Annotated in this window: 11 protein-coding genes; all 11 read right to left on the bottom strand. The window is 38.6% G+C overall.

Annotated elements, in window-relative coordinates; all coding sequences use genetic code 11:
• Window positions 1-115: 115 nt before the first annotated feature.
• On the bottom strand, window positions 116-970 hold the full coding sequence (fba, locus tag AWM74_RS05475) for a class II fructose-1,6-bisphosphate aldolase (RefSeq protein WP_016897840.1): 855 nt from the start codon (window positions 968-970) through the stop codon (window positions 116-118).
• A 248-nt stretch (window positions 971-1,218) separates the two neighbouring features.
• On the bottom strand, window positions 1,219-2,499 hold the full coding sequence (locus AWM74_RS05470; RefSeq protein WP_026465855.1) for an NAD(P)H-dependent oxidoreductase: 1,281 nt from the start codon (window positions 2,497-2,499) through the stop codon (window positions 1,219-1,221).
• A 19-nt stretch (window positions 2,500-2,518) separates the two neighbouring features.
• Window positions 2,519-3,124, bottom strand: coding sequence for an NADPH-dependent FMN reductase (locus AWM74_RS05465; protein WP_016897842.1), 606 nt, complete (start codon window positions 3,122-3,124; stop codon window positions 2,519-2,521).
• 36 nt (window positions 3,125-3,160) lie between these two features.
• Complete coding sequence (locus tag AWM74_RS05460; protein ID WP_026465856.1) at window positions 3,161-4,105, bottom strand: FAD:protein FMN transferase; 945 nt, start codon at window positions 4,103-4,105, stop codon at window positions 3,161-3,163.
• 19 nt (window positions 4,106-4,124) lie between these two features.
• Window positions 4,125-4,499 (bottom strand): YbaN family protein, encoded by a 375-nt coding sequence (locus AWM74_RS05455; protein ID WP_051218214.1) that lies wholly within the window; start codon window positions 4,497-4,499, stop codon window positions 4,125-4,127.
• A gap of 164 nt (window positions 4,500-4,663) precedes the next feature.
• Complete coding sequence (locus AWM74_RS05450; RefSeq protein ID WP_026465858.1) at window positions 4,664-5,974, bottom strand: MFS transporter; 1,311 nt, start codon at window positions 5,972-5,974, stop codon at window positions 4,664-4,666.
• A gap of 130 nt (window positions 5,975-6,104) precedes the next feature.
• Window positions 6,105-6,746, bottom strand: coding sequence for an orotate phosphoribosyltransferase (gene pyrE / locus AWM74_RS05445; RefSeq protein WP_026465859.1), 642 nt, complete (start codon window positions 6,744-6,746; stop codon window positions 6,105-6,107).
• Window positions 6,747-6,758: 12 nt separating this feature from the next.
• A complete protein-coding gene (gene pyrF / locus AWM74_RS05440; RefSeq protein WP_026465860.1) occupies window positions 6,759-7,466 on the bottom strand; it encodes an orotidine-5'-phosphate decarboxylase in 708 nt (235 codons plus the stop codon).
• 416 nt (window positions 7,467-7,882) lie between these two features.
• A complete protein-coding gene (locus AWM74_RS05435) occupies window positions 7,883-11,998 on the bottom strand; it encodes a YSIRK-type signal peptide-containing protein (RefSeq protein WP_060774345.1) in 4,116 nt (1,371 codons plus the stop codon).
• A gap of 213 nt (window positions 11,999-12,211) precedes the next feature.
• Window positions 12,212-13,813, bottom strand: coding sequence for a CTP synthase (locus AWM74_RS05430; RefSeq protein WP_026465687.1), 1,602 nt, complete (start codon window positions 13,811-13,813; stop codon window positions 12,212-12,214).
• 233 nt (window positions 13,814-14,046) lie between these two features.
• Window positions 14,047-14,625 carry a DNA-directed RNA polymerase subunit delta gene (gene rpoE, locus AWM74_RS05425; protein WP_026465686.1) on the bottom strand — a complete coding sequence of 193 codons (579 nt, stop codon included), beginning with the start codon at window positions 14,623-14,625 and terminating at the stop codon, window positions 14,047-14,049.
• Window positions 14,626-14,673 lie beyond the last annotated feature (48 nt).

Below are 14,673 nucleotides of genomic sequence, written 5' to 3'. Positions count from 1 at the left end.
AAAAAGGGCAATTTCATGTAAATCTGAGGATTTCAAGTACAAAAAAAGAGCAACAACCAAAAGGTCATTGCTCGAAAAAGGATATATAAAGCGGAAATTCACTGGCTAAAATGAATTATGCTTTGTTTGATGAACCAAACATACGTAATGTTTCACGTGCTGTTTTAACGATCGCAGCTTTACCTGGTGCTAAAACTTTACGTGGGTCGTATACTTTGTCATCGTTGTTTAAGTTTTCGCGAACTGCAGCAGTAAATACGATTTGTAATTCAGTATTTACGTTGATTTTCGCATGACCGCGTTCGATTGCTTTTTTAACTTGCTCTTCTGGAATACCTGAACCACCGTGTAATACTAATGGTGTGTTTGTGTATTCAGAAATTTCTTTCATTTCATCGAAACCTAAAACAGGTTCGCCTGAGTATGGACCATGAACTGAACCTAAAGCTGCAGCTAATGCGTCGATACCAGCTTCGTCAACGATACGTTTACATTCTTCTTTATCCGCGTAGTTGATACCAGCAGTAACGCCGTCTTCAGTACCACCAACAGTACCGATTTCACCTTCAACAGAAGCGCCACGTTCGTGTGCGTATTCTACAACTTGTTTAGTCATAGCGATGTTGTCATCAATTGGGTGATGAGAACCATCGATCATTACTGAAGAGTATCCAGCGTCGATTGCACGTTTAGCAGTTTCAAAAGATGAACCGTGGTCTAAATGTAATGCAACAGGAACAGTGATTTCCATTGTTTCAATTAAAGCTTTAACCATAGCGGCAACAACTTCTGGGCCACCCATGTATTTACCAGCACCCTCAGAAACACCTAAAATTACTGGTGAATTTTCTGCTTGGGCTGCTTCTAAAACAGCTTGAGTCCATTCCAAGTTGTTAATGTTTAATTGTGCTACTGCATATTGACCGTCTTTCGCTTTTGTCAGCATGTCGACCATGTTTTCTAATGGCATAAATAGATCCCCCTGATTTTTAATTTTGATGTGCTCGTGCTTATTGTAACCCTTATCAATTGCATTTTACAAGAGTTTTGCCTCATAAAAAAATAAATATTAATTTATGCCATAAAATAACAATTCGCAAACGCATACATCGTTTTTATTATTCTGTTCATACAATTTTTGCAATAATAATCCTAATCGTTTATAGGCTTTTTTGACTGAAAATAATCATTTTTCCCTAAACCGGGCTATTACACTGACTAAGACTGGCTAGCACTCGAATCTTCATCAGTAGCAATAGCTGCAGTGGTTGTATCTGCTACTTCTGCATCACTTGCACCACTTTTAGCATCAGCTTCCACAGCGTTTTTGTCATCGTGACTCCATGCACCATTCATTGAAGCGCTAGTTGAAGCATCAGTTGTATCTTCCTCAATTTTCACTAACTTTTGTCCTGTTTGTTCTAGATACCACTCAATTACAGGTTGCAAGTCTAAAACATGCTCGTTGATTCCACGATACTTACCCTCTTCATCATGCATAGCTACATAATTGTGGACAACATAATTATCTTTATGGATTGGTACGTGTACATGAACACCTTCCATGTTTCCTGACCGCAATTGAGAAATTACCCAAGAAACATTCTTCACAGCGCGTGGTGGGTGAACAGCACCAAGTGGGCTACCTACATCTTTTTCGTAACGAGAAGCAAACATGTCTTGGCCAGGTTTCACTCGGTTATAGTAAATATACTGGTTATTCTCATCTGCATAAGTCAATTCAAGAGGAATTGTCTTTAGGAACCAGTTTAATTGGTCTACTGTTAACAACCCTCTATCCAGTTTCACATAGGTATCACCTTCGACAGCGCCCACTTTTGCTGCAGCTTGCTCAACCCAATCCGGTGCGGTCATGTCTACACCCTCAATGGTTGTGTCACAATGCTTAGTTGCAGTTAAATCTTCCTCAGGGAATACGGGGTTATCTTTAAGTGGTTGAACAGATTCAACGTATTTCATAAACTTCTCTAAGCTACCTTTCAAGAAACTTACAGTGCTAGGTTCAACTAAATCACCATTAGCATTGATTGCCTCTTTACAATTTCCTAATAGGAACTCTTGCCCTGGCATGACTAAAGCATCAATTCCTGGTGCCTCAAGAATTTGACGTAAGTGTAATTGTGATCGTGATGTTCCTTGATCTAGATAAGAAGCACCAATGATTTTTACAGGTTTATTTTTCAATGGATGAATTGTGAAGGATAACCATTCCAATGCACTCTTCAATGGCCCTGGCGTTGTATGGTTGTGCTCCGCTGTAGCAATAATCACACCATCTGCTTGGCGGATTTTCCTATTCAATGTATGAACAGGCCCCTCCGTCGCTAACTCCGGGTTATCTTGGTTGAATAAAGGTATTTGGTCAATTTCAAGAATCTCTAGATCAAATAAATCAGTGAATTCTCTTTGAATATATTGTAACAATAAACGGTTATATGATTTTTCAGCAGTTGAGCCAACAATTCCAACAATTTTCATTTTGTCACCCTAGTCCTTTCTACTTGGTCCACTCGTAGTTTTCAGCAGCTGCTTTTGTATCAGTTCTTAGCTGCGTAAATTCTTGTGTATGATCAATAAATTGAATAAATTCTTTAAAAATAGCTTCTAACTGTTCAACAGATTTTTGGTCACTTAAATCACCATCATCATCAAAAGCTTGTAAAGAATTTCCTAATAAAAATTCTGAATTTGGTATCACACGTGCTCTAATGTCTGGTGAGTCTAGAATTTGGCGCAAGTGCATTTGTGCTCTAGAAGATCCTAAACGACCGTTAGAAGCACCAGTAATCATAATTGGTTTATCTGCTAAGGGATAAATATAATAGCTTAACCAATGTAAGGCATTAGTTAGTGAAGAAGTAATGGAATGATTATATTCTGCAGCACTAATAATGACCGCATCTGCTTGCTCGATTTTTTTCGCGTCCTCTTCAACAATATTTGGAAGTGTCTTATCTTCTGGTTTAGTAAATATTGGATAATCACGGATTTCCAATAATTCAATTTCCGCTTGATCTGCAAAATGTTTCTGAATATATTTAAGAAGTTTTCTATTAGTAGATTTCTTAGAATTTGTACCTACGATTCCGATAATATGCTTCATGATTTTCTGTCCTTTCTATAGTAGAAATATAACCTGCTAACAAATAAGTTCAACTTTGCCCTCTAAACCAGATGTATAGGTGATTTGTCCCTGTCGGTCAACAACCAACACTTCAATATGGTCTATTTGTTCTGCTTGATTGATAATTGCTTCCTTAGATAAGGGAAACAAGCGAGTAGTCCAAATCTCACCATCTAACGAAGATTCACTCACCACAGTGACACTGCGAACGTCCGCTTGAAAGGGCTTACCATTTGTGGAATCTAAAATATGGTGGTAAAGATGTCCATCCTCTTCGAATACACGTACGTAATCCCCAGACGTTACAACTGATTGGTTACTTAAATCGACAATGGCCTTGTTATAACCACGCGTTTGGTCGGGATCTTGGATACCTATACGCCATTGTGTACTTTCTGTATGATTGGGGCGATGGCCATAGAATCTAAGGTTACCACCAAGATTAATCGATGCCCTGGTTACGCCTTGATCTTTGAAATAAGCGATAATTTGATCTGCCGCATACCCTTTTGCAAGCGCACCTAGATCAATCGACATCCCTGGCTTAGCAAGGTAAACTGTTTTTCCTTTTTCATCCAGATGAATTTCATTCGGGTCTACTAAAGTCAGCCGGTCATCAATCTCTTGCTGGCTAGGTTTACGATAATCCGCAAAACCAATCCGCCACAAGTTAACTAAAGGCCCAATAGCTATATTTAACTTTCGTCCCGATGCAATACTTTCTTTTTTACCGATTTGAATGAGATGAAATAGCTCTGGATGAACGCGTATAGCCTTTAATCCTGCCATTTGATTAACCGCCATTAATTCAGAAGATGGGTCATTCGCTGAAAAACGCGCTTCCAATTGAAACAAACGCTGGACTGCAGCAAGTAATAAAGAATTACTATTTGGATGGTCAACCATTAGGTCAATCGTCGTACCCATCAAATTTATAGAATGCCGTTGTTCAAAGTCCAAATCACTAGCCTCCAACTCCTTAAACCTCTTCCACCCTAAATAGTAGAAAGTAACCAAAAACTAAACCGCAAACGCCTACAAAAATTTGTACACCTCTTAATGGCATAAGTAACATTGATAAACCCATCACAAGATAAGTTGTCATTAGGATATGAACTTTTTTGCGCTTGCTGATACCACCTTGTCGCTTAAATTCGCCAACATACCGTCCATACAAACGAGTAGATTCTAACCAGTTTTTAAATTGCGGTGAACTTCGCGTGAAAAACCAGCCAGCAAGCAACAAGAAGGGAGTTGTCGGTAGAACAGGTAATATGACACCTACACTTCCTAGGACCACACTTAGCAAGCCCAATATTAGAAAACCCTTTTCTTTAATAGTCCTCATTTCCATTACTCACTCCTTGAGAAAACATTCACATGATAGGTCTACCTCAAATTACCAAATTATATTTATTCCGTCAATGAAATATCCAAATACTAAAAAGAGGGTGCAACATTTGTGTTACACCCTCTAAAATATGTCTTATTTTATTATCATTCTTGAACCAAATTGTATTACTTATCTAGCGCCTTATGACGAATATTTAATTGATGTTGTTCATAGTTCGCTTGTTTTAGTTGTGGCAAACTCATCATAGCGATAAAGCTGACTAGATAAAGGCTTGCTAAGAAAAGCATTACCATACCTACACCTGAAGCATCTAAGATAAAACCAATGATAACTGATGAAAAACCACCCACTGCACGTCCAACATTCAAAATAGTATTATTGGCGATGGCATTCACTTTAAATGGATACAAACGAGAAATCATTGCACCATAGCCAGCAAACATGCCGTTTACGAAGAAACCTACAATAGCGCCTCCGATTAAGATGGTTAATGCTGAATTGGCAAAAGTGAACAGATACACTGAAACTGCTGATGCAATTAAATACATACCATAAGACAATCTTGGTCCTAATCTATCTAAAATTTGCCCAAATGTCAGCATTCCTAGGCACATACCCAAGATCGTCGTTACCATCCAAGTAGATGACCCAGAAACCGTCACACCAACTTGTTCTTGCATGATTGTTGGTAACCAGTTCATCATCCCAAAATAACCAGCAATTTGTACAGTTGTCATCACCATTAAGATGATTGTTTGATAGGTTTGCCCTGGTGTCTTAAACAATTCGCTAATAGAAGGTTTATCACTTTCATTAATATCTACTAGGTCTTCTGTAACTTCATCTGTATTAATCCCTAATTCATCTTCTTTAATAGTTAATTTCGCCCATACTACCACTAGAATTGGCAGAATACCGAATAGGAATAACCCTCTCCAACCGAGTGTTGGTACAATAAAACCTGCTAGAAGCGCCGAACTGATGGAACCAATTTGACCAACAATCCCATTTAAGGATGAAATTCTCCCTAACTGTTTAGCCGGCACAAGTCCGGCCATAATCGAAATCGCTACTCCGTACTCGCCACCTACACCGATACCAGCAATAAAGCGTAGTAGGTATAAGTAGGTAATATTTGGTGTGAAGAAAATTAAAGCTGTTGCGATAGAGAAAGTAAGAATGGTTAAGTAGAAAACCTTCATCTTGTCCCAACGGTCAGCTAAGACACCGAATAGTAAACCTCCAGCTAGCATCCCTAAGTTGGTAATAGTGGCAATCCAACCCGCCGCTACACTTGAAATCCCTAATTGGCTGATGATAGAAGACATTGAGAATGATAAGAACATCACGTTCAAATCATCTGTTCCCGATGCAACAATAGCAGCAATCAAGGCATTACGTTGCGATTTGTTTAACTTGTGATCTTCCGTCTGTAGTGCATCTCTTCTTGTATTTTTTTCGATTGTTTTTTCCATTTTTGTGCTCCTTTTTTTGGTAAAACTGGTGTAATTCCCTCATTTAATCACCATAAAAATAAAAATGGGCAAAAAAAAATAAGGACATAAATCTGGTAAAGCTGTTATTTGTATAGTAGGTTAGGTCAACTTAACCGTGTTTTTCAGACCAAGCTTTAGGGTCTTTGTACCATTCCATCAACTTGTCATAATGTGGTGATAATTTAGGATCTTTCGCTGCGTAATCCAAAATCTTCACATAGTTTGTCAAGGTCATTAAAGGATAGCCAGCTTGTTCGAAAGCATCTTTTGAAGCTGCTAATAAATAGTCAAAAATAGCTACTGCTGCAATGACTTCTCCGCCTGCTTCTTGAATCTTGTCAGCTGCTGTAATCACGCTACCACCAGTTGAAATCAAGTCTTCAATGATCACTACTTTTGCGCCCACTTCTAAAGCACCTTCAATAGCATTTTGTTTACCGTGATCTTTGGCAGAAGAACGCACATAAATCATTGGTAAATCTAAGCGTTCACTTACAAAGGCTGCATGAGGAATACCAGCAGTTGCTGTCCCTGCAATCACATCTACGTCAGGGAAGTTTTCTTTGATTAATTCAGCCAAAGCATCTTCCACTATTGAACGCACACTCGGGTATGACATGATTAGTCGGTTATCTGTATAAATCGGGGCTTTAAGTCCGCTTGCCCAAGTATATGGTGCCTCAGGGCTAAAGTTTACTGCCTTAATCTCTAGTAATTTTTGTGCTACTAAATCCGCTTTTTCTACTGTCATCTTGCACCCTCCTTATTGTCCAGACCAATCATTTGTGATTTGGTCGTAAGTTTCTTTTGAATTTTCAGCTTGTGTAATTGGTCGTCCCACCACGATGTAGTCAGAACCACCTTTGGCTGCTTGGCTTGGCGTCATGATTCGTTTTTGGTCGTCTGCCACAGAAGTCGCTAGGCGGATACCCGGTGTAATCGTTTGGAAGTCTTCCCCGCAAGCCTCTTTAATAGCTGCTGCTTCAAGTGGTGAACAAACCACACCATCAAGGCCCGCTGCTTTCGTTAATTTAGCGTAGCGCAATACTGAATCCAATACTTCACCTGGAATACCTTGTTCTTCATTCATTTGTTCGGTTGACGTTGACGTTAATTGAGTGACACTAATTAACATAGGGCGTTTACCTGTCGAACCTGCCTCTAAACCACGAAGCGCTGCTTGCATCATCTCTTTCCCACCTGCCGCATGTACATTGACCATTGCAACACCAGTACTGGCTAAAATGGCCATTGCGCGCTCAACAGTATTTGGAATATCATGTAATTTCAAGTCTAAGAAAATGTCGTGGCCTTTTGCTTGTAACTCTTTTAGGAAAGCTGTCCCACCAGCATAAAACAATTCCATACCTACTTTTACATTTAGTTGTTGACCTTGGAACTGATCAAGGAACGCAAATACCTCTTCTTGATTAGGAAAATCTAAGGCAATAATTGGTTTCTTCGGATCCACGTGGCACTTCCTCTCATATTTTTCTGTTATCTTTTCATTTTTTTCTCATTTATCTAAAAATGGGCAAAAAAAATAACCAACAACGAAACAAGGTTGCTGATTATATACTAGCGGATGCTGGTTTTAAAATTTGTTCACTGACAAAATAAAGTGGTTATTCTTGTGAGCGAACAGCTCTTATGTGCAGGGCATCCTTACGCTAGTGCAGTTTCCCCTGTTTTTACTCTGTTGGCTATTGTACCGACTTAGAAAGTTAGAGTCAACACATATTTTAATAAAATATTTACAATTATTATTAAAGACTGTCATATCAACTATCGTACCGATAAAAAATCCGCTCCTTTATACGAAACGTACAAAAAGAACGGATAATTTGCATTTTTATCTTATTAATTAATTTAAATAAGCATCAAATATTATTTTTTCTTACGGACAAGTATAGCACCTAAAGCAGTTGTAATCACACCTAACCCTGTTGCTAACGCACTCATCGTTTGAGCGCCTGCAGCTGGTAAAGTCGCAACATTTTCATCAACAGTGGTAGACGTTTCTTCAGCCTTCACTTCTGCAGATAAAACTGTTTCTACAACTTTTGAACCTGTCTCTGCCACAACAACTTCTGATTCAGCTTTCGCTCCTTCAGTCGCTACACTTTGTGCAGGAGTAGGAATTGGTTCAGCTACCACTACACCGTCTTCAGATGTCGCTACAGGTGCTTTTACGTCATTAGTAGGAACTTCTGATTCTACGACTGTCTCTGGATCTTCCGCAACCGGAGTCTCTGGTTCTGCTGGAGTCTCTGGCTCTTCCACAACTGGTACTTCTGGATTAGTCGGTGTTTCTGGTTCTTCTACTTCTGGAACTTCTGGTTCTACCGGCGTCTCTGGTTCCTCTACTTCTGGTAGTTCAGGTTCTACTGGAGTCTCTGGTTCTTCAACCTCTGGGACTTCCGGTTCTACTGGAGTCTCTGGTTCTTCAACCTCTGGGACTTCTGGTTCTTCCGGTGTCTCTGGTTCTTCAACCTCTGGGACTTCTGGTTCTTCCGGTGTTTCTGGTTCCTCTACCTCTGGAATTTCCGGCTCTACTGGAGTCTCTGGTTCTTCAACCTCAGGAACTTCTGGTTCTTCCGGTGTCCCTGGTTCTTCGACCTCTGGGACTTCCGGTTCTACCGGTGTTTCTGGTTCTTCAACCTCTGGAACTTCTGGTTCTACCGGTGTCTCTGGTTCTTCAACCTCTGGAACTTCTGGTTCTACTGGTGTCTCTGGTTCCTCTACTTCTGGAACTTCTGGTTCTACCGGTGTCTCTGGTTCCTCTACTTCTGGAACTTCTGGTTCTATCGGTATTTCTGGTTCTTCAACCTCTGGAATTTCTGGTTCCACTGGAGTCTCTGGCTCTTCAACCTCTGGAACTTCTGGTTCTACTGGTTCTACTGGTGTTTCTGGTTCTTCTACTTCTGGAACTTCTGGTTCTTCAATACGATTCACCAGAATAGTAATTTCTTTTAATGGGCCTCTGTAAGACCCTGTACTACCGACGATAGAAGTGAATCCCTCACTAACATCTACACTATCATAATAATAATCTAAAGAATTAATATTTGACATAGCATTTCTAATTGTTTCATCTGTAGATTCATATGCTACATAGTTTACTCTATACAATTCACGACCACCATTATCTTGAATTGTAACTTTTCTATATGCTCTAATATAATCTTGATTATTATAAATTACACCTTCTGGTAAGAATGGCTTTTCGATAGTTGTATCCGTATTGTTGTTGTTTACAACATAAATATTTTTCTTGATAGTACGAGATGAGACAGTAAATCCATTCACAGTACTGGATCTTAATACATCAGACGTAGTTTTTTCATCTACTACTTCCAATTCTAGATCATTTTGACTATTTAATTGGTTAATAAAATAATTTAAACGCACTGAATACTCATTACCTAAGAATGTAGTAGATGCAATTTCTTGGTTACTTACTTGATCAACTATCGTAATAATATTTTGAACAGTAGTATCATCAATATATTCAGTAGGTGCTTGACCGATAATTTGGTTAACTGGTGCAACTAATACGTCACCAGTATCTGGATTTTGTAACCCTTCTGAACCTGGTTGTAATTCAACCGTGTCGCCTGAATTTGGCTCTAAAGAATCATCTATTTGATATTCAACGTCATAAGCCATAGTTACTGGTGCAAATGAGATAACTTCTGCAATTGGTTTAATAACCACTTCATTTGTTTCAGGATCCATCAATCCAATTTCACCATGTTTGGCCACGATATCTATTGAATCTGGTTCTTGATTAGGATTGAACATACGTATAATCTCATAATCAACTATTGTCGGCGCGTAACTATAGATTCGTTTAATAGGATTACTAATTACTTCGCCCGTCTCCGAATCACGAAGACCAACTTGTCCTTCTTGAACTAGTTGATCAGATGAACCAGGCGCTAAATGAATATCTAGAATTTTTTCAGTTTCAAAAGCAATTTCTTCTGGTGCTAATTTTGAGCCAATTTCAATAATTTCATTTACTGGTTCAAGGATTACTTCATTTGTTTCAGGATCTAATAACCCAACTTGTCCTGGAGTTAAAGCACTTTCTCCAAAGTATAAATCATCAGATTCAACTTCAACAGTTTCAAATGGAATTTCAACCGGTGCATAATGAATAATTTCTGAAACTGGTGCGTTTATTAGTTCACCTGTAGTAGCATCTGCAGATCCATTAACACCCGCTTGAACCAAAACATCTTCACTATTTGGTGTCAAATCCATATTTAACTCACGAATAGTTTCATAAGGTACATTGGCAACGTTTATTGATACAATTAGATCAACTAATCCCGTTGTATCGTTATAGGTAGTAAGCCATGTATTGTTGTTAGCTACATCATATATATCTACAGAAGATAATTGATAGGTATTACTCGGCATTTTTTCATCAGTTTCAATAATCATTTCAGCTTTATATGTGCCATCTGACTGACGGGTTAATCCTGACCATTTATTGGCATATCCAGAGAGTGAACTAGTCCCTGTTGTTCCGTTAGTTCTGCTGAAATTGGCACTGATCCTTGACAATTCATCGTTTTCTTTAACAATCGCCGTTACTTTGATATCTTCCCCTGCTCTATATACTTCTTTATCTGTAGAGATAGAAATTAATTCAGGGAATTCAGTATCTCCATCTTCATTAAGGATATCAACACTTAAATCAAATAACCCCGTTGTATCGTTATAGGTAGTAAGCCATGTATTGTTGTTAGCTACATCATATATATCTACAGAAGATAATTGATAGGTATTACTCGGCATTTTTTCATCAGTTTCAATAATCATTTCAGCTTTATATGTACCGTCTGACTGACGGGTTAATCCTGACCATTTATTGGCATATCCAGAGAGTGAACTAGTCCCTGTTGTTCCGTTAGTTCTGCTGAAATTGGCACTGATCCTTGACAATTCATCGTTTTCTTTAACAATCGCCGTTACTTTGATATCTTCCCCTGCTCTATATACTTCTTTATCTGTAGAGATAGAAATTAATTCAGGGAATTCAGTATCTCCATCTTCATTAAGGATATCAACACTTAAATCAAATAACCCCGTTGTATCGTTATAGGAAGTAAGCCATGTATTGTTGTTAGCTACATCATATATATCTACAGAAGATAATTGATAGGTATTACTCGGCATTTTTTCATCAGTTTCAATAATCATTTCAGCTTTATATGTACCGTCTGACTGACGGGTTAATCCTGACCATTTATTGGCATATCCAGAGAGTGAACTAGTCCCTGTTGTTCCGTTAGTTCTGCTGAAATTGGCACTGATCCTTGACAATTCATCGTTTTCTTTAACAATCGCCGTTACTTTGATATCTTCCCCTGCTCTATATACTTCTTTATCTGTAGAGATAGAAATTAATTCAGGGAATTCAGTATCTGCTTCACTAGCGTTAGCTGTAGCTGCAAAGGTACTCATTTGTGCTTGTACGCTTGATTCTTCCACAACTTCAGTATCTTCTTGAATTGATTTAGTGTCCGCAACAGTCGTTTCTGTTTCAGCAACTGCTTCGTTACTTCCAGCTTCTTCTTGATCTGCTACTGCACTATCAGCTACAACATCATCATATTCAGTGGATTCACCTTCAGATACTTCTTCAGCTACAACCTCTGTTTGTTCATATACAGGTTCAGATAATTCTTCTGCATCTATTTCGCTAACTGTTCCGTTTTCTTCAGCTGTTGCTTCGACTTGAGAAGTTTCTGCTGACCTTACTTCTTCCACACTTTCCTCAGTTACAACAGGTGCTTCATTAGATACTTCTGTTACTTGTGATTCACCAGCTGTAATCTCATCAGCTTGCACAGAAGTTTCTTGCCCAAAAATAAGTCCAGCAGCTACTACTGCCGAAACTACCCCAACACTTGTGCGCTTGATTGTATAACGTTTAACCTTATTAGCGCCACGTTTCAATTGCACTTCCCAATTATTCTTCCCTACCATATTTTCTCCTCCGAAAAAATTATTCTTTTTAGTAAAATTAAAACAATATACAAAACTAGATATATTATATACCTATAATCCCTAAATAGGAATATCTCTTTCAATTTGAGACCATTTTGTAATATTGTGAATAAAAAAACCTACTCCCTAAATTTTTTGGAGTAGGTTTTTATTGTCTTTTCACAAGTTAAAATAAACTTTTCTAAAAGAGAATTATGCTTCTAAGGCAGCGCCAATAAAGCCATTAAAGATTGCTTGCGGACGGTCTGGACGTGAAATAAATTCTGGGTGGAATTGAGATGCCACAAAGAATGGATGTTCTGGAATTTCTACGATTTCCACTAAATTACCATCTGGAGATGTTCCAGAGAAGACCATACCAGCCGCTTCGAATTCTTCGCGGTAAGCATTGTTAAATTCCCAACGGTGACGGTGGCGTTCTTCAACTAAGGCCTCATCGTTGTATAATTCACGTGCTTTAGAACCTTCTTTAAGGGCACATGGGTATAAACCTAAACGTTGTGTACCACCTAAGTTTTCTAGGCCTGATTGTGTTGTCATCAAGTCGATTATTGGATGTTCAGTATTTGGGTTGATTTCTGTAGAGTTGGCATCAGTATAACCTAAGACGTTACGTGCAAACTCAATAGAAGCCACTTGTAGACCTAAACAGATACCTTGGAATGGTACATTGTTTTCACGTGCATATTTGATGGCTTGGATTTTACCTTCAATACCACGGTTACCAAATCCACCTGGCACTAAGATACCGTCAGCATCGCCAAGGATTTCTTGTACATTTTCTGCAGTAATTGTTTCAGAGTCAATCCAGTCGATATCAACTTCAGCGTCATGGGCATAGCCGGCGTGACGTAATGATTCGGCTACTGATAGGTAAGCGTCTTGAAGAGATACGTATTTACCTACTAAAGCAATTTTCACTTTCTTAGATAGGTTTAGTACACGATTTTCAAGGTTACGCCATTCGCGCATGTCTGCTTCCGGTGTTTCGTCTAGACCTAATACTTCACATACTTTATCGTCTAAACCTTCTTGTTGTAGACGCAATGGTAGTGTGTAGATTGTTTCTACATCACGGTTTTCGATAACGGCGTCTTCTTCAACGTCACAGAATTGTGCGATTTTTGCAGTCATACCGTCTGGTAGTGGATGCTCTGAACGTACAACTAAGATATTAGGTTGAATCCCCATACCACGCAATTCTTTCACAGAGTGTTGCGTAGGTTTTGTTTTCAACTCACCAGCTGCTGCAATATATGGCAGTAATGTTGTGTGGATATAACAAACATTATCTGCGCCAACTTGTGAACGCATTTGACGTAATGCTTCAACGAATGGTGTTGATTCAATATCCCCAACAGTACCACCTACCTCAGTAATCACAATATCAGCGCCTGTTGTATCACCTGCACGTAAGATTTTATCTTTGATTGAGTCAGTGATGTGTGGAATTACTTGGACAGTTGCCCCTAAGTAGTCCCCGCGACGTTCTTTGTTGATAACTTCTGAGTAAATTTTACCAGTTGTTACGTTTGAGTATTGATTTAAGTTGATATCAATAAAACGTTCGTAGTGCCCTAAGTCTAAGTCAGTTTCAGTTCCATCGTTTAATACAAATACTTCCCCGTGTTGATAAGGGCTCATAGTACCTGGGTCAACGTTAATGTATGGATCAAATTTTTGGATGGTTACTTTTAAACCTCTATTTTTTAATAAACGTCCTAAAGATGCTGCTACTAAACCTTTACCGATTGAAGAAACTACCCCACCGGTTACAAAAATATACTTTGTCATGATATCCTTCCTTTTCTAAAAATTTTTATGCTTACAATAAGAAGGGAGATGCGGATAACTATTTTCCTTAGAAAAAATAAAAAAATCCCCATCTTTCCTAAGAAAGACAGGGAGTAACGTGTTCATCTCACAATAGTTATGAAACTAAAGTGCCCAAATAGAATAATAATCCATTCACTTATTTGAGTCAAGGAAAAACAACATGTTTTTTTATAGAGGTTTAGAAATCTTTGTTAGAAGTCTTCTTCGTCTTCCTCATCATCATCTTCGTCAACTAAGCTAAGGTCGCCTTCAAGACCATCTTCAAGATCTTCTTCTTCCTCGTCGTCGCCTAATTCACCTAAATCAGAAGAGTAAGCTGAAATTTCGTCTTCTTCTTCTTCTTCTTCTTCATCGTAATCTTCTTCGTCTTCAACGTAGTCCACATCTTCTGGGTCGTCAGACGCGTAGTCAATTAAGTCATCATCTTCAACAGAAGCCAATAGACTCTTGCTACCTTTGTGTTTCGCTTTGATATCGTCATCATCAATTGACGAAATAATTTCTTCATCGATTGAATCAACTGCGTACCACTCACGTAAGCCCCAACGGTTTTCACCTAAAGAGATAAAGCTACCGTCATAGTTCATTTCTGTATAGAAAGTCGCCATTTTGCTTTCTAATTCATCTTGGGGCATATTCAAGAAATCTTGAATTTCAGCTAATAAATCATTGAACTCGAATACATTATTCGTTTCTACTAAAATTTGGTATGCGACTTCGATCATTGATAACTGTTCTTTGTTTTGACCAGCAAATCCTTTTAATTCCACTACTAGTTCATCCTTTCGCCTTATAACCAACGCACTTGTGATTAATCG

The organism is Aerococcus urinaeequi, assembly GCF_001543205.1.
Classification (GTDB): domain Bacteria; phylum Bacillota; class Bacilli; order Lactobacillales; family Aerococcaceae; genus Aerococcus; species Aerococcus urinaeequi.
Note: the sequence above shows the minus strand (reverse complement) of the source record. Positions and strands in the feature narration are given on the sequence as shown.